Origin of the sequence: Kitasatospora sp. NPDC056531 (assembly GCF_042794375.1) — a bacterium.
Taxonomy (GTDB): domain Bacteria; phylum Actinomycetota; class Actinomycetes; order Streptomycetales; family Streptomycetaceae; genus Kitasatospora.
Genome location: NZ_JBHTTU010000023.1, coordinates 59,348 through 75,733, shown reverse-complemented (window position 1 = coordinate 75,733; position 16,386 = coordinate 59,348). Strand labels below are relative to the sequence as shown.

Genomic DNA, 16,386 nt, shown 5'->3' with positions numbered 1-16,386 from the left:
GGTCAGTACCGCCAGCGGGTGGCGGCGATCAACTCCTCGGGCCCGACGGCCGCGTACTGCTCGGCCTCGGCCCGGCGCACCGCCAGCACCGCCTGGTACAACGGATCGCCGAGCGCCTCGCGCAGCACCGCCGAGCGCTCGTAGGCGGCGATCGCCTCGGCTGGGCTCTGCGGCAGCCGGGGCACCGTGCCGGGCTCGGCGGCGGCCGGATCACCGGTGAACTCCGGCGGCAGCGACCGGCATTGCTCCAGCCCGGCCAGGCCTGCGGCGAGCACCGCGCCGACCGCCAGGTACGGGTTGGCACTCGCGTCGAAGCACTTGACCTCGGCGTTCGCGGTTGCGGCGCGCTCCCCGGTGGAGCCGGTGACCAGGCGCAGCGCGGCCTCCCGGTTCTCCAGGCCCCAGCACCGGTAGGCGCCGGCCCAGCGCTGGGGCACCAGGCGCAGATAGCCGGCCGGGCTGGAGCAGCCCAGCACCAGCAGCTCGGGCAGCGCCTCCAGCACCCCGGCGACGAAGCCCTCGGCCTCGGCGGTCAGGCCGTGCGGCCCGGGGCCGCCGTGGCCGAGGTTGCGCCCGTCCCGCCAGAGGCTGAAGTGCAGGTGCCCGCCGTTGCCGACCCCGTCGGGCTCGACCACGGGGGCGAAGGAGGCCCGCAGGCCGTGCTTGGCGGAGACGGCCCGGATGGTGTGCCGGACCAGCACCGCGGTGTCGGCGGCGCCGACCGGGCCCTCGGGGGCGACCGAGACCTCGAACTGGCCCGGGGCGTACTCGGGGTGGATCTGCAGCACGCCCAACCCCTGCTCGCCGAGGGCGCGCACGACGTCGCGCAGGTAGTCGGAGAGGTCGGTGAGCCGGTGCATCCCGTAGGCCGGGCCGTACGTCGGGTACTGCGGTGCCTCCTGCGGGGGGCCGTCCAGCGCGACCACCCACTCGACCTCGATGCCGGCCTTGAGGCTCAGCCCGCGCGCGGCCGCGGCGGCCTCCATCCGGCGGGCGAACAGCCGCTGGCAGCCGGGGTGCGGTCCGCCGGCCTGGGTGTGGCGGTCCCCCGGGGCCCAGGCCCAGCCGGGCTGGGCGGCCAGCGGGACGATCCGGTCGAGGTCGGGGTAGAGCCGCAGGTCCCCGGTGGGGCCGCCGATGATCGGGCTGGTGGTGATGGAGTCGTCGGCGAGGAACACGTCGAAGCAGGGCGCGGCGCCGACGCCCCATTCGGCGGCGTGCACCAGGCCGCCGAGCGGCACCGCCTTGACCCGGGTGATGCCGGCGTTGTCCACCCAGGTGACGGCCACCACCTCGACGGCGGAGGCGCGCAGCCGGTCGGCGGCCTCCTCGGCCCGCTCGGCGCGCTCGGCCCGCGGGGGCAGCGCGACGGCAGGCGCGAGGGCGCCGCGGCCGGGCCCCTCGACGGGGTCGGCGACCCGGGCGGTGACACTTCCGATGGTGGTCATGTCTCCATGCTGCCCCGCCCGTTGGGGTTGCGTAACTCCCCTATCGGGTGGTCCAAACGGACGACCATCCGCCCGTTCACCCGTTCGGGGCGAAGCGGGCGACCAACTCCCCGGCGGTGATCCGCTCCAGGGCATCCGGGGCGGCGTCCAGCGGGCCCGGGTAGAGCCGGTAGAGCGTGCCGCTCGCCCCTGCCGGGGCGGGCACGTCGGCGTGCACCAGGGCCGCGAACGCCCGTGCGTCGCCGAGGCGTTCGGCGATCAGCCGGGCGGTGTCGTCGGCCGGCTGCTCGGTGCGGTGGTCGCTCTCGTGCCGCCCGCGCAGCCGCTCGGCGAACGCGGCCACCGGTTCGTCCACGCCCCGGCGGTAGCGGTCCAGCCCGCGGCCGGTCCGGTCACGCACCCACACCTCGTCGCTGGCGGCCGCGGCGGCGGCGCAGCCGAGGTCCCACAGGGTGGCCCGGCTGCCCGTGGCGAAGTGGGTGGTCACCGAGTGGGCCAGCGAGCCGATCTCGGCGTGGTGCCGGTAGAGGTTGTGGAACCCGGCGCCCGCGGTGACGTTGAGGTCGGTCCAGGTGTAGCTGCGGGTCTGGAAGTCGACGATCATCGGCACGCAGATCCTGGCGTCCCCGGCGAGGTCCAGCCGCTGGCGGACGCTCCCGGGGTGGAAGCTGCCCTTGCGCTGCCGGGCCGCCTCGGAGGGGGTCAGGGTCATGAAGCCGGCGAACGCCTCGGCGAGGTCCTCGAAAGGGATGTCGTTGTAGCTAAACACCACCACCACGGCGTACCGGGCGCGGGCCTTGCCCAGCGCCCGCAGGTCGAGGTCGACGAACTCGGTGGCGCCGTGCGGCGGCGGGGCGGTGGTGAAGTCGCCGGAGTGGACGGCGGCACGCGGGCCGAGGACCAGCCGGGTGTAGTCGCAGAGCCCGGTGAACTGCCATTCCTCGTCGTAGAAGGCGACCGACAGGTCGAGGTCGACCCGCTGGTGCTGGCGCTGCATCCAGTGCACGAACAGTCGCAGGTACTGCCCGTGCGGGAGCCGCTGCACGCTGCCGCGCGGGACGGCGACCAGGGTCTTGGCACTGGCCCGCTCGGCGAACGGGACCACCAGGTCGGCCAGGCCGGCGTCCAGCACGGCCACGTCGCAGCGCCCCGCAGCGGCCGCCGACCGCCCGGCCCGGCGCAGCAGTTCGGCCTCGATCAGGGCGCAGACCGGCGCGCTCAGATCGGCCGGGACGGGCGTGCCCCAGTCGAAGCGGGAGTGTGCCGAAGCGACCCGGCCGCGCGGGAAGTACAGCCGTCGCTCGCCGATCTCGCGCGGCGCGCGCAGCCGTCCGTACGCACCGAGCAGCGGACCGGGGGCGACCGCGCGCAGGGCGGCCGGCAGTGCTTCGGCGAGTGCGGCGGGCAGCGGCTCGCCGCGGAACCAGGTGGCGTGCACACGCAGCAGGTGGTGCAGTCGGCGGACCAGTTCGCCGGGACGGCGGGCCAGCAGGCGCACGGCGGCGGGCAGATCGCCCTGTTCGAGGGCGTGCTCGACCTGGGCGGCGAAGGTCTCCACGGTCAGCCGGGTGTGGCCGCCGGGCGTCTCGCGCACCCGCAGCGGGGCGGGCGCCTCGCGCAGCTGCGGACCGAGGCCGTGCAGGTCGAGGTCGCTCTGCCGGAGCACGGCGAAGGCGGCCGCCGCGTACGGGAAGCGCTCGCGGTGCTCGTACGGGTGCAGCAGTTCGCCGGCCCGCAGCCAGGCCTGCCGGTGGCGACGCAGGTCCTCGGCGAGGGTGCCGACGGGGAACGCGTCCAGGAGGGCGAGGAGTTCGCGGCGCAGCGGGCGGGGCAGGTTGCGCAGCCGCAGCTTGCGGGCGGTCTCGGGCAGCAGGTCGGGTTCGGCGCCGGACCAGGCCCAGATCAGCCGCAGGACGTCGGTGGCGGTGGTGAGGTGGGCGGCGAGCAGCGGGCGGGTGTGCTCCGGGTCGCGGCGCAGCAGGGCGGCCAGGACGGTGGCGCGGCTCTCCCGGACCGGGATCGCCTCGGGCAGCCAGGCGGCCGGGTCGGCCGGGGCGTGGTCCAGCAGCAGGGCGAGGTCCTCGCGGTCCTGCGGGTTCAGCGGGGTCTGCCGGGCGAGCAGGGCGGCCAGTGCGGTGCCGGCGACTTCGGCCGGGTCGCCGGTCTCGGCTAGGCGCAGCGGCCGCAGCAGGCTGCCCGGCTGGAGGACGCGGGCGGCGTGGCGGGCGGCGCGGGTGTCGAGCGAGAGGTGGCGGTCCGGCTCCACCGGGGTGAGGCAGACCGGGCAGTGGCGGTCGTCGAAGGACGCGACCAGGTCGTCGTAGCACTCGCCGCAGAGCAGGTGGGCACAGGGGGCGAGGGCGCCGATCCCGGCCTCCAGGCTGCTGCGCTCGCAGACCAGGCAGAGCTGGCTCGCCTGGCGGAGCAGGTAGCCGCGGATCTGTGCGGAGTAGTCGGTGTGGGCGTGCGAGGGCACGCCCTCGGGGAAGCGGCGGAACAGCGGCTCGTGCCGGTGGCTGCTGCCGAGCAGGGTGTCGATCCTGCGCAGCAGGCGGGTGCCGGCGTCGGCGAGGTCCGCCGGGCGGAGCCGGCCGAGGGCGGTGCGCAGGTCGCGGGTCAGTACGTGTCCGCGCCGGGCCAGGTCGGCCTCCAGGGCGATCAGGCCCTTGGCCGTCCACGGCTGCGGCTCTTCGGGCGCGGCTCCGTCCTGGACCAGGACCATGCCGCGACGGCGCAGGAGGTAGTCGTCCAGTGCGGCGCCGGTGGCCGCGGAGTTCTGCTTCTTCACTGCTCTTCCCCCGGTGGATACGACAAAGCGGGGGCGGAGAGTGGGCGCACTCGGTCATTTGAAAGATGAGGAGAAGGAAGCACGCCGCGGAGCCGCCCCCGCGTCGATCACCCTAGCGAAGACCGGGCCCGGCCCCCGAACGGTTTTCCGCCCACGCCCCCTTCCTACCGGCGAGTAGCTTCGCTACAGTGGCCGGACGCGTACCACCGCCGGGCTTCGGGAGCCGCACCGGCGGGAGGTCGCGGTCGCCGTGTCTGCGGCGGGCGCGCGGTGCGTCTTCACCGGTCGGTGCCGCGAACCGCGGCGGGCCGGGTTTCTCCCCTCGGATCAGAGTCGCTTCCTTCACCTTCGAGCGCCTGAGCACCACGGCACACCCCGCAGTTCGGCCGGAGCGGACCGGCCGCTGCCCGGGTGCGCCGTAACCCGTCATCTCCCCAGCCCCGCGCGTGGACCCTCCTCCGGCGGCGGCCGCCCCCCGTCCCCGTCGACGGGTGCGGCGGCGTGCCCGCCGGAGCACGCGCGGGCCCTTCATGACTAGGAGTCAGGACCATGGAGCGTCCCTTCCCCACCGTCGCCGTCGTCGGCCTCGGCACGATGGGTGCCGGTGTCGCGGTCGCCGTCGCCAAGAGCGGCCGCCGGGTGATCGGCATCGAGGCGAGCGAGGACTCCGCCGCCCGGGCGCTGGCCCGGATCGAGGCGGCGACCGCGCACGCGGTCGACCGGGAGCGGATCACCGCCGAGGAGCGCACCGCGCTGCTCGCCCGGATCTCGGTCGGGCACGAGCTGACGGCCGCCGCCGAGGCGGACCTGGTGATCGAGGAGGTGCCCGAGCAGCTGGAGCTGAAGCGGGAGGTCTTCGCCGAGCTGGACCGGATCTGCCCGGAGAGCACGGTGCTGGCCACCGGCACCACGGCGCTGTCGGTGACCCGGATCGCCGCCGCGACCGCCCGCCCGGAGCGGGTGCTGGGCCTGCACTTCTTCAACCCGGTGCACACCATGAAGCTGGTCGAGGTGGTCCGCACCGTGCTGACCTCCCCGCAGACCGCCGAGGACGCCGCCGCCTTCGCCCGCGACCTGGGCAAGGAGCCGGTGGCGGCGGGCGACCGGGCCGGCTTCGTGGTGAACGGCCTGCTGTTCGCCTACCTGAACCAGGCCGCGGCGATGTACGAGTCCAAGTACGCCTCCCGGGAGGACATCGACGCCGCGATGCGGCTCGGCTGCGGCCTGCCGATGGGCCCGCTGGCGCTGCTCGACCTGATCGGCATCGACACCGCGCGCACCGTGCTGGAGGCGATGTACGAGCAGTCCCGCGACCGGCTGCACGCGCCCGCGCCGATCCTCGGCCAGCTGGTCTCGGCCGGGCTGCTGGGCCGCAAGTCCGGGCGCGGCTTCTACACCTACGAGGCGCCGGGCTCCTCCAAGCCGGTGGACGCGGCGACCGGTCCGGCCCGGCCGAAGGTGCCCGGCCGGGCCGTGCACACCGTCGGCGTCTGCGGCTCGGGGACGATGGCCACCGGCATCGCCGAGGTCTTCGCCAAGGCCGGGCACCCCGTGCTGCTGGCCGCCCGTAGCCAGGAGAAGGCCGACCAGGCCAAGGCACAGCTGGCCAAGTCGCTGGAGCGCTCGGTCGCCAAGGGCCGGATGTCCGCCGAGCAGCGGGACGCCGCGCTGGAGCTGGTCACCCCGGTCGGCCAGTACACCGAGCTGGCGGACGTGGACCTGGTGGTCGAGGCGGTCGCCGAGGACCTGGCGGTCAAGCGGGAGCTGTTCGCGACCCTGGACAAGATCGTCCGCCCCGGCGCGGTGCTCGCCACCACCACCTCCTCGCTGCCGGTGATCAGCTGCGCGACCGCCACCTCTCGGCCGCAGGACGTGATCGGCATGCACTTCTTCAACCCGGCCCCGGCGATGAAGCTGGTCGAGGTGGTCTCCACCGTGCTGACCGCCCCGGACGTCACCGCGACGGTGCTGGAGCTGACCGCCAAGGTCCGCAAGCACCCGGTGGAGTGCGGCGACCGGGCCGGCTTCATCGTCAACGCGCTGCTCTTCCCCTACCTGAACGACGCGGTGCGGATGCTCCAGGAGCACTACGCGACGGTGGACGACATCGACACCGCGATGAAACTGGGCTGCGGCTACCCGATGGGCCCGTTCGAGCTGCTGGACGTGGTCGGCCTGGACGTGTCGCTGACCATCGAGCAGGTGCTGCACCAGGAGTTCCGCGAGCCGGGCCTGGCCGCGGCGCCGCTGCTGGAGCACCTGGTCGCGGCCGGCTGCCTTGGCCGCAAGACCGGCCGCGGCTTCCGCGACCACGCCCGCCGGTGACCAGCCCGCAGGCCGGGGGCGGCTCCGTGCCGTACAACCCGGGTACGGGCCCGTACACCTCGGGAGCGGGCCCGTACGACGCCGGGTGGGCCCCGGGGACGGTCTCCGCGCGCTGGCCGAGACCGGCCGTGACCGGCCCGGTCGCGCCGGTGCGCCGGGGAAGGGCCGCGGCGCCGCCGCCGGGGCCGTGTAGCGTTCCGGGCATGGATCGGGTTCAGTCAGCCACCCCGCAGCAGTCCGCCGCGCCGCGCGGCACCGACCGGACGCCCCCCTCCGCCGGGGACGGCGGCCCGGGCAGCCGCCGGGCGGCGGCGCAGCGCCAGCAGATGCGCCAGGACCTGGCCGCGGCCGCGATGGAGCTGTTCGCCTCGCAGGGCTACGAGGAGACCACGGTCGATCAGATCGCGGCGGCCGCCGGGGTGGCCCGGCGCACCTTCTTCCGGTACTTCCGGTCGAAGGAGGAGGCGATCTTCCCGGACCACGACGACACCCTCGTCCGGGTGGCCGACCTGCTGGCCAGCGCCGAACCGGAGGAGCACCCGCTGGACGTGGTCTGCCGGGGCATCAAGGAGGTGCTGCGGATGTACGCCTCCACCCCGGGGGTGTCCGTCGCGCGGTACCAGTTGATCCGTCAGGTCCCGGCACTGCGCGAGCGCGAGATCGCTGTGGTGGCCCGGTACGAGCGGTTGTTCACCCGCTACCTGCTGGGCCGCTTCGACACCGGTGAGTCCATCCCGTCGGGCTGGCAGCGCGGCGGCGAGGACGACTCGATGCTGGCCGAGGTGTCGGCGGCGGCGGTGGTCGCGGCGCACAACCACGTGCTGCGGCGCTGGCTGCGGGCCGGTGGCCGGGGCGATGTGGAGGCCCAGCTGGACCACTCCTTCGAGGTGATCCGACGGACCTTCTGGGCCGCCAGCGCGCCGGGTGCCAGACGCCGGGGCTCGGTGGTGGCACCGGGTGCCAGTGGGGCGCCAGGGGACGTGGTGGCGGAGAGCGCACTGAGTGCCAGTCCCGGGGGTGAGGTGCTCATCACAGTCGCCCGGACGGACGCTCCGCTGGACGTCGTGGTGGACAGCATCCGGGCCGCACTGAGTGGCGCCCGGGACACCTGAGGCGGTTATTCACGCTGTTCAGAGGCATATCGAGGGCCCGCGCCGAACAGTCGGCGCGGGCCCTCGGCGCACCCGCACTACGCGCGTTCCACGCCTTTCCAGAACGTCGGAATTCCTGACACCCGGTGTCTTTACGAGTGGCACAGGGTGCCACTACGTTGTTACCCACCAGTCACGGCGCCGCGGCTCCCACCTCGGCGCGCCGTCGTCCGGCGTTCCCACACCCCGGGAGCAGTGCCAGCCCCCGCCCGGTCCACGACCGGGCGACAGCCTGACCACCAACCACCCACCTCAGCGAAGCCGGTGTCCGCTCCCGGCTCCCCCAGACGCCCTGTGCCCCTCACACAGGTACGCCTTCGGAGGCAGCCATGCAGGAAATCCTCGACGCGATCCTCAGCTCCGACGCCACGTCGGCGGACTTCGCGGCTATCAAGCTCCCCGAGTCCTACCGGGCGGTCACGCTCCACAAGGACGAGGAACAGATGTTCGCGGGCCTCGACAGCCGCGACAAGGACCCTCGCAAGTCCCTCCACCTCGACGAGGTCGCCCTGCCCGAGCTGGGTCCCGGCGAGGCCCTGGTCGCCGTCATGGCCAGCGCGGTGAACTACAACACCGTGTGGAGCTCGATCTTCGAGCCGGTCTCCACCTTCGGTTTCCTGGAGCGCTACGGCCGCCTGTCCCCGCTCACCAAGCGCCACGACCTGCCGTACCACGTCGTCGGCTCCGACCTCGCGGGCGTCGTGCTGCGCACCGGCGCCGGGGTCAACGCCTGGAAGCCCGGCGACGAGGTCGTCGCCCACTGCCTCTCGGTCGAACTGGAGTCCGCGGACGGCCACAACGACACGATGATGGACCCGGAGCAGCGCATCTGGGGCTTCGAGACCAACTTCGGCGGCCTGGCCCAGCTCGCCCTGGTGAAGACCAACCAGCTGTTGCCCAAGCCGAAGCACCTCACCTGGGAGGAGGCCGCCTCCCCGGGCCTGGTCAACTCCACCGCCTACCGCCAGCTGGTCTCGCGCAACGGCGCCGGCATGAAGCAGGGGGACAACGTGCTGATCTGGGGCGCCAGCGGCGGCCTCGGCTCGTACGCCACCCAGTACGCGCTGGCCGGCGGCGCCACCCCGATCTGCGTGGTCTCCAGCGAGGCCAAGGCCGAGATCTGCCGCGCCATGGGTGCCGAGGCGATCATCGACCGCTCGGCCGAGGGCTACAAGTTCTGGAAGGACGAGAACAACCAGGACCCGCGCGAATGGAAGCGCCTGGGCTCCAAGATCCGCGAGTTCACCGGTGGCGAGGACGTGGACATCGTCTTCGAGCACCCGGGCCGCGAGACCTTCGGCGCCTCGGTGTACGTCACCCGCAAGGGCGGCACCATCGTCACCTGCGCCTCCACCTCCGGCTACATGCACCAGTACGACAACCGCTACCTGTGGATGTCGCTCAAGCGGATCGTCGGCTCGCACTTCGCCAACTACCGCGAGGCCTTCGAGGCCAACCGGCTGATCGCCAAGGGCAAGATCCACCCGACCCTGTCCAAGGTCTACTCCCTGGAGGAGACCGGCCAGGCCGCCCTCGACGTGCACCACAACAAGCACCAGGGCAAGGTCGGCGTGCTCTGCCTGGCCCCGGAAGAGGGCCTGGGCGTGCGCGACGCCGAGCTGCGCGAGAAGCACCTGCCCGCCATCAACCGCTTCCGGAACGTGTGAGACGGACCCGATGACCGAGCCTCAGAAGCGCGACCGCCCCTGGCTGATGCGCACCTACGCCGGCCACTCCACCGCGAGCGACTCCAACGCGCTCTACCGGCGGAACCTGGCGAAGGGCCAGACCGGCCTGTCCGTCGCCTTCGACCTGCCGACCCAGACCGGCTACGACTCCGACCACATCCTCGCCCGCGGCGAGGTGGGCCGGGTCGGCGTCCCGGTGGGCCACGCCGGCGACATGCGCACCCTGTTCGACGGCATCCCGCTCGAGCAGACCAACACCTCGATGACGATCAACGCCACCGCGATGTGGCTGCTGGCGCTCTACCAGGTGGTCGCCGAGGAGCAGGGCGCCGACATCGCCAAGCTCACCGGCACCACCCAGAACGACATCGTCAAGGAGTACCTGTCGCGCGGGACGCACGTCTTCCCGCCCGGCCCCTCGGTGCGGCTGATCACCGACATGATCGCCTACACGGTCGGCAACATCCCCAAGTGGAACCCGATCAACATCTGCAGCTACCACCTGCAGGAGGCGGGCGCCACGCCCGTCCAGGAGATCGCCTACGCGATGTGCACCGCCATCTCGGTGCTCGACGCGGTCCGCGACTCCGGCCAGGTGCCCGCCGAGCGGATGGGCGACGTGGTCGCCCGGATCTCCTTCTTCGTGAACGCCGGCGTGCGCTTCGTCGAGGAGATGTGCAAGATGCGCGCCTTCGCCCGGCTCTGGGAGAAGGTCACGCTGGAGCGCTACGGCATCACCGACGCCAAGCAGCGCCGCTTCCGCTACGGCGTCCAGGTCAACTCATTGGGCCTGACCGAGGCGCAGCCGGAGAACAACGTCCAGCGGATCGTCCTGGAGATGCTGGCCGTCACCCTCTCCAAGGACGCCCGCGCCCGGGCCGTCCAGCTGCCCGCCTGGAACGAGGCGCTCGGTCTGCCCCGTCCGTGGGACCAGCAGTGGTCGCTGCGGATCCAGCAGGTGCTGGCCTACGAGTCGGACCTGCTGGAGTACGGCGACATCTTCAACGGCTCCGAGGTGATCGAGGCCAAGACCGCCGCCCTGCTGGCCGGTGCCGAGGCGGAGATCGCCAAGGTGCTGGAGATGGGCGGGGTGATTCCCGCGGTGGAGTCCGGCTACCTCAAGTCCAACCTGGTCGCCTCGCACGCCGCCCGCCGGGCCCGGATCGAGTCCGGCGAGGACAGGATCGTCGGGGTCAACTGCTTCGACACCACCGAGCCCAGCCCGCTCACCGCTGACCTCGACACCGCGATCATGGTGGTCGACCCGGCCTCCGAGCGCTCCGTGCTGGCCGCCCTGGAGGCCTGGCGCGGACAGCGCGACGAGGCCGCCGCCCAGGAGGCGCTGGCCGAGCTCAAGGCCGTCGCCGCCACCGAGGCCAACCTGATGCCGGCCACGCTCGCCTGCGCCCGGGCCGGGGTCACCACCGGCGAGTGGTCCTTCGCCCTGCGCGAGGTGTTCGGCGAGTACCGCGCCCCCACCGGCGTGGGCGGCGCGCCCGTCGCGGTGGCCGCCGAGCCCGGCGGGGAGCTGGAGCAGGTCCGCGCCGCGGTCGCCGCCACCGCCGAGGAGCTGGGCGCCGGCAAGCTGCGCCTGCTGGTCGGCAAGCCCGGCCTGGACGGGCACTCCAACGGTGCCGAGCAGATCGCCGTCCGTGCTCGCGACGCCGGGTTCGAGGTCGTCTACCAGGGCATCCGGCTCACCCCGGAGCAGATCGTCTCCGCCGCCGTCGCGGAGGACGTGCACTGCGTGGGCCTGTCCATCCTCTCGGGCGCCCACGCCGAGCTGGTACCCGACGTCCTGAAGCGGCTGCGCCGCACCGGGGTGGAGGATGTTCCGGTGATCGTGGGTGGCATCATCCCGGCAGCGGACGGCGAGGCCCTCAAGGCCGCCGGCGTCGCCGCCGTGTTCACCCCGAAGGACTTCGGCATCACGACCATCATCGGCCGGATCGTGGACGAGATCCGGCTGGCCAACAGGCTCCAGCCGTGGACGCCCGCACCGACCCCGGCCACGAACTGACCAGCTGACCAGCTGACCACTGGGAAGGAACTGAACCACCCTCATGACTACTGTCAACCGTCTGCGCCCGCGCCGCTCCTGCCTCGCCGTACCGGGCAGCAACCCGCGCTTCCTGGAGAAGGCCCAGGGCCTGCCGGCCGACCAGGTCTTCCTCGACCTGGAGGACGCCTGCGCCCCCCTGGTCAAGGAGAGTGCCCGCCACAACATCGTCGATGCGCTGAACAACGGCGACTGGGGCAACAAGACCCGCGTGGTCCGGGTCAACGACTGGACCACCCACTGGACCTACCGCGACGTGATCACCGTGGTCGAGGGCGCCGGCCCGAACCTGGACTGCATCATGCTCCCCAAGGTCCAGGACGCCGAGCAGGTCAGGGCGCTCGACCTGCTGCTCACCCAGATCGAGAAGACCATGGGCTTCGAGGTCGGCAAGATCGGCATCGAGGCGCAGATCGAGAACGCCAAGGGCCTGATCAACGTCGACGCCATCGCCGAGGCCTCGCCCCGGCTGGAGACCATCATCTTCGGCCCCGCCGACTTCATGGCCTCGATCAACATGAAGTCCCTGGTGGTCGGCGAGCAGCCGCCCGGCTACCCGGCCGACGCCTACCACTACATCCTGATGCGCATCCTGATGGCCGCCCGCGCCAACGACCTGCAGGCGATCGACGGCCCGTACCTGCAGATCCGCAACCAGGAGGGCTACCGCGAGGTGGCCGGCCGCTCCGCCGCCCTCGGCTTCGACGGCAAGTGGGTGCTGCACCCGGACCAGGTCGCCGCCGCGAACGAGATCTACTCGCCCTCGCAGGAGGACTACGACCACGCCGAGCTGATCCTCGACGCGTACGACTACTGCACCTCCGAGGCGGGCGGCGCCAAGGGCTCCGCGATGCTCGGCGACGAGATGATCGACGAGGCCAGCCGCAAGATGGCCCTGGTCATCGCGGGCAAGGGCCGGGCCGCCGGCATGGAGCGCACCACCAAGTTCGAGATCCCGGAGGCGTGATTCAGATGCAGTTCGGACGCACCTACGAGGAGTTCGAGGTCGGCGCGGTCTACAAGCACTGGCCCGGGAAGACCGTCACCGAGTACGACGACCACCTCTTCTGCCTGCTCACCATGAACCACCACCCGCTCCACATGGACACCAACTATGCGGAGAAGACGACGGACTTCGGCAAGAACGTCGTGGTGGGCAACTACATCTACTCGCTGCTGCTCGGCATGTCCGTCCCGGACGTCTCCGGCAAGGCGATCGCCAACCTGGAGATCGAGTCGCTGCGCCACATCGCGCCGACCTTCCACGGCGACACCATCTACGGCGAGACCACCGTCCTCGACAAGTGGCCGTCCAAGTCCAAGCACGACCGCGGCATCGTCTACGTCGAGACCAAGGGGTACAAGCAGGACGGCACGGTCGTCTGCATCTTCCGCCGCAAGGTGATGGTGCCGACCGCGACGTACATCAAGGAGCGCGGCGGCGAGCAGCCGGGGCGCCCCGAGCCGCTTTCCTGAACCCCTCCTCTATATAGAGCCCCGGACGGGGAGGCCGCCGTCATCGGCCGACCCCCACCCGGTGGGGGCCCTGCTGCCGCAGCCACGCCGGCAGGGCCCCCGGAAAATCCCCCCCCCCCCCCGCCCTCTTTAGACCTTCCGGAGCCGCACGATGGGACGCCTCGCACAGACCGACGGCCTCACCGAGATCCAGCGGGACATCCTCGCCACCGTGCGGGATTTCGTCGACAAGGAGATCATTCCGGTCGCGACCGAGCTGGAGCACAAGGACGAGTACCCGACCGCCATCGTCGAGGGCATGAAGCAGCTCGGGCTCTTCGGCCTGACCATCCCCGAGGAGTACGGCGGCCTCGGCGAGTCCCTGCTCACCTACGCCCTGGTGGTCGAGGAGATCGCCCGCGGCTGGATGTCGGTCTCCGGCATCGTGAACACCCACTTCATCGTGGCGCACATGATCAACGCCCACGGCACCCAGGAGCAGAAGGACTACTTCCTGCCGAAGATGGCCGCCGGCGAAATCCGCGGCGCCTTCTCGATGTCCGAGCCCGGCCTCGGCTCCGACGTTTCGGCCATCTCCACCAAGGGCGTCAAGGACGGCGACTTCTACGTCCTCAACGGCCAGAAGATGTGGCTCACCAACGGCGGCACCTCCACCCTGGTCGCGGTCCTGTGCAAGACCGACGAGGGTGGCAACACCCCGTACAAGAACATGACCACCTTCCTGATCGAGAAGACGGCCGGCTTCGGCCCGAACCCGACCGTCCCCGGCCTGACCGTGCCCGGGAAGATCGAGAAGATGGGCTACAAGGGCGTCGACACGACCGAGCTGGTCCTGCAGGACGTCCGGATCCCGGCCGACCGCATCCTCGGCGGCGTCCCGGGCCGCGGCTTCTACCAGATGATGGACGGCGTCGAGGTCGGCCGCGTCAACGTCGCCGCCCGCGGCTGCGGCGTCGCCCGCCGCGCCTTCGAGCTGGGCATCTCCTACGCCCAGCAGCGCTCCACCTTCGGCAAGAAGATCGCCGAGCACCAGGCGATCCAGTTCAAGCTCGCCGAGATGGCCACCAAGGTCGAGGCCGCCCACCAGATGATGGTGATGGCCGCCCGCAAGAAGGACAGCGGCGAGCGCAACGACCTCGAGGCCGGCATGGCCAAGTACCTGGCCTCCGAGTACTGCAAGGAGGTCGTCGAGGACGCCTTCCGGATCCACGGCGGCTACGGCTTCTCCAAGGAGTACGAGATCGAGCGCCTCTACCGCGAGGCCCCGATGCTGCTCATCGGTGAAGGAACTGCGGAGATCCAGAAGATGATCGTCGGCCGCCGGCTCCTGGAGGAGTACCGGATCGCCGAGTGATCGCGGGGCCGTCCGCGTTGCCCGATGTCGTGAACCGACGTCACGGACGGACGACCCCCTTCGAACCGCCGGTCGACGGGCGTGCGGGCCCGTCCCGGCTGAGCGCCGTGCACCGTCACGGGCCCGGCCTGGTCCGCCTGGGTCCGGCACGGCCCTCCGGAAAGCGGCCGCAGGGCGTACAGCTGCAGCAACGCGCCCTGCGGCCGCTTCCGTACACCTTCCTCCGGCCGCTACGGACCGTGTCCCCTCCGGGTTCCGAGCGCGCGCCCCTGCTGAGACAAGTGTCACCAGCCTCGCCGGGTCCCTTGGGAACCGGACCGGGGCGAGCTACGGTCGTACAGGTGGGACGCGCATACGCGCTCCCACCGGACACATGAACGAGCAGGCGGGTTGCCCACCCACCGTGTGCTCCCGATAGCATCCACCGGGACAGCAAGCCGTCCCTCTATTACCGATCCCGCGGTGGCCCCCGTCCAGCGGCCATGATCCCCCGCGACAAAGGTCTTCGATGCCCATCAGCCCGTCCCCTCACACCTCCGTCACGGACCGCGATGCCCTCGCAGGCCCGACGGCCGGTCGGCGACCCCGCGTGACCATCGCGCGCGGAGCCACCCCCTGGTTCGTCCCCACCCTCGCCACCGCAGCCGTGACCAGCGCCCTCACCCGGCGCAGCGGCAAGTGGGCCCTGGCGGCGGTTCCGGCCTGCGCACTGAGCGCGGGCATGCTGTGGTTCTTCCGCGACCCCGAGCGTGAGATCGGCACGGGCAGAGTGATCTCCCCCGCCGACGGCGTGGTGCAGAGCATCGACGCCTGGCCGGACGGCCGCACCCGGGTCGCGATCTTCATGAGCCCGCTCAACGTCCACGTCAACCGCGCGCCCCTGCCGGGCACGGTGACGTCGGTGGAGCACGTGGCGGGCGGTTTCGTGCCGGCGTTCAACAAGGACAGCGACCAGAACGAGCGGGTCGTCTGGCACTTCGACACCGAGCTCGGCGACATCGAGATGGTGCAGATCGCGGGGGCCGTGGCCCGCCGCATCGTGCCGTACGTGGCCGCCGGAACCAAGGTCGAGCAGGGTGACCGGATCGGTCTGATCCGGTTCGGGTCCCGGGTCGACACCTACCTGCCGGCCGGCGTCGAGGTCGGCGTCGAGGTCGGCCAGAAGACCACAGCCGGGGTGACGCGCCTTGACCGTGACTGATCCTGAGACAATCGTCGGCCTGGACGACGAGGAGACGGCCCTGCGCCGTCGCCGCTGGGCGCGCGACCGCGAGCTGCGTGCCCCGCGCTCCCCGCAGCACCTGTCCACCGCCGACTTCCTGACCCTGGGGAACGCCGTCTGCGGCTTCCTGGCGATCTACTCGATCACCACCGGGGTCCTGATCCCGCACATCACCAACCCGGACGCCGCTCCGGACCGGCACAGCGCGGCCACGGCCGTCACGCTGCTGCTGATCGGCTCGATGTGCGACCTCTTCGACGGCCTGGTGGCGCGGAAGCTCCGCTCCTCCGCCCTCGGAGCGGAACTCGACAACCTGGCCGACCTGATCAGCTTCGGCATCGCGCCGGCCTACTTCGTCGCGGTCTGGGGCATGGTCTCGCAGGGGTCCAACCGGACGCTCTCGGCGCTGATCGCGCTGACCGTGCTGCTCGCGGTGGTCCTGCGGCTGGCCCGCTTCTCGGCCGTCAAGATGCGGCCCGGGGTGTTCCAGGGCATGCCCTGCCCGATGGGCGCGATGACGGTCATCGCCATCGTGCTGCTCGACCCGCCGTTCCTGCCCGGTCTGCTCGCCATCTTCGGCGCCGCGTACCTCATGGTCAGCCGGATCGAGTACCCGAAGCCGCAGGGGCTGCTGGCCACCGCCACGCTGTGCTGGGTGGTCGTCGCCATCGGCTGCCTGGCGGCCTGGGCCACCGGCCTGCCCGGCGGCGACACCCTGATGCACGTCGGCGCCTTCGCCCAGATCACGCTCGCGGCGATGGCGCCGCTGCTGGTCATCCGGCGCAAGGTCGGGCAGAAGGTCGGCGACGTCCGTGCCCGGCGGGCGGAGTCGCGGCTCGGCTGAGCTGCTTCGTGACGCACGGGAAGGGCCCGGA

At 72.1% G+C, this 16,386-nt stretch carries 11 protein-coding genes; 9 read left to right on the top strand and 2 right to left on the bottom strand.

Annotated features, from left to right (window positions below):
- Positions 1-2 precede the first annotated feature (2 nt).
- Entirely contained in the window at positions 3-1,448 is a 1,446-nt protein-coding gene (locus tag ACFQ87_RS20910) for a glutamine synthetase (protein ID WP_380612277.1), read from the bottom strand.
- A gap of 76 nt (positions 1,449-1,524) precedes the next feature.
- Positions 1,525-4,236, bottom strand: a complete 2,712-nt coding sequence (locus ACFQ87_RS20905; RefSeq protein WP_380612276.1) for an MXAN_6230/SCO0854 family RING domain-containing protein — start codon at positions 4,234-4,236, stop codon at positions 1,525-1,527.
- 549 nt (positions 4,237-4,785) lie between these two features.
- Between ACFQ87_RS20905 and ACFQ87_RS20900 the strand changes: the two genes are divergently transcribed.
- The 9 genes from ACFQ87_RS20900 to ACFQ87_RS20860 all read left to right on the top strand — a co-directional run bounded on the left by ACFQ87_RS20900 (position 4,786) and on the right by ACFQ87_RS20860 (position 16,355).
- Entirely contained in the window at positions 4,786-6,561 is a 1,776-nt protein-coding gene (locus ACFQ87_RS20900) for a 3-hydroxyacyl-CoA dehydrogenase family protein (protein WP_380612275.1), read from the top strand.
- 203 nt (positions 6,562-6,764) lie between these two features.
- Positions 6,765-7,673, top strand: coding sequence for a TetR family transcriptional regulator (locus ACFQ87_RS20895; protein ID WP_380612274.1), 909 nt, complete (start codon positions 6,765-6,767; stop codon positions 7,671-7,673).
- A 368-nt stretch (positions 7,674-8,041) separates the two neighbouring features.
- On the top strand, positions 8,042-9,379 hold the full coding sequence (gene ccrA, locus ACFQ87_RS20890; RefSeq protein WP_380612273.1) for a crotonyl-CoA carboxylase/reductase: 1,338 nt from the start codon (positions 8,042-8,044) through the stop codon (positions 9,377-9,379).
- Between the two features lie 10 nt (positions 9,380-9,389).
- A complete protein-coding gene (locus ACFQ87_RS20885; RefSeq protein ID WP_380612272.1) occupies positions 9,390-11,420 on the top strand; it encodes a protein meaA in 2,031 nt (676 codons plus the stop codon).
- A gap of 43 nt (positions 11,421-11,463) precedes the next feature.
- On the top strand, positions 11,464-12,426 hold the full coding sequence (locus ACFQ87_RS20880) for an HpcH/HpaI aldolase/citrate lyase family protein (protein WP_380612271.1): 963 nt from the start codon (positions 11,464-11,466) through the stop codon (positions 12,424-12,426).
- A 5-nt stretch (positions 12,427-12,431) separates the two neighbouring features.
- Positions 12,432-12,935 (top strand): MaoC family dehydratase, encoded by a 504-nt coding sequence (locus tag ACFQ87_RS20875; RefSeq protein ID WP_380612270.1) that lies wholly within the window; start codon positions 12,432-12,434, stop codon positions 12,933-12,935.
- A 151-nt stretch (positions 12,936-13,086) separates the two neighbouring features.
- A complete protein-coding gene (locus tag ACFQ87_RS20870) occupies positions 13,087-14,289 on the top strand; it encodes an acyl-CoA dehydrogenase family protein (RefSeq protein ID WP_380612269.1) in 1,203 nt (400 codons plus the stop codon).
- 508 nt (positions 14,290-14,797) lie between these two features.
- On the top strand, positions 14,798-15,490 hold the full coding sequence (locus tag ACFQ87_RS20865) for a phosphatidylserine decarboxylase (RefSeq protein ID WP_380612268.1): 693 nt from the start codon (positions 14,798-14,800) through the stop codon (positions 15,488-15,490).
- Positions 15,477-16,355, top strand: coding sequence for a phosphatidylcholine/phosphatidylserine synthase (locus ACFQ87_RS20860; RefSeq protein WP_030285592.1), 879 nt, complete (start codon positions 15,477-15,479; stop codon positions 16,353-16,355). The genes ACFQ87_RS20865 and ACFQ87_RS20860 overlap by 14 nt, the downstream gene beginning before the upstream one ends.
- The last annotated feature ends 31 nt before the right edge of the window (positions 16,356-16,386 follow it).

What these genes read in the sequence shown, in the direction of transcription:
- ACFQ87_RS20910 (WP_380612277.1), bottom strand. Translation starts at nt 1,448, where the DNA reads ATGACCACCATCGGAAGTGTCACCGCCCGGGTCGCCGACCCCGTCGAG.
- ccrA (WP_380612273.1), top strand. Translation starts at nt 8,042, where the DNA reads ATGCAGGAAATCCTCGACGCGATCCTCAGCTCCGACGCCACGTCGGCG.
- ACFQ87_RS20865 (WP_380612268.1), top strand. Translation starts at nt 14,798, where the DNA reads ATGCCCATCAGCCCGTCCCCTCACACCTCCGTCACGGACCGCGATGCC.
- ACFQ87_RS20895 (WP_380612274.1), top strand. Translation starts at nt 6,765, where the DNA reads ATGGATCGGGTTCAGTCAGCCACCCCGCAGCAGTCCGCCGCGCCGCGC.
- ACFQ87_RS20900 (WP_380612275.1), top strand. Translation starts at nt 4,786, where the DNA reads ATGGAGCGTCCCTTCCCCACCGTCGCCGTCGTCGGCCTCGGCACGATG.
- ACFQ87_RS20875 (WP_380612270.1), top strand. Translation starts at nt 12,432, where the DNA reads ATGCAGTTCGGACGCACCTACGAGGAGTTCGAGGTCGGCGCGGTCTAC.
- ACFQ87_RS20885 (WP_380612272.1), top strand. Translation starts at nt 9,390, where the DNA reads ATGACCGAGCCTCAGAAGCGCGACCGCCCCTGGCTGATGCGCACCTAC.
- ACFQ87_RS20870 (WP_380612269.1), top strand. Translation starts at nt 13,087, where the DNA reads ATGGGACGCCTCGCACAGACCGACGGCCTCACCGAGATCCAGCGGGAC.
- ACFQ87_RS20880 (WP_380612271.1), top strand. Translation starts at nt 11,464, where the DNA reads ATGACTACTGTCAACCGTCTGCGCCCGCGCCGCTCCTGCCTCGCCGTA.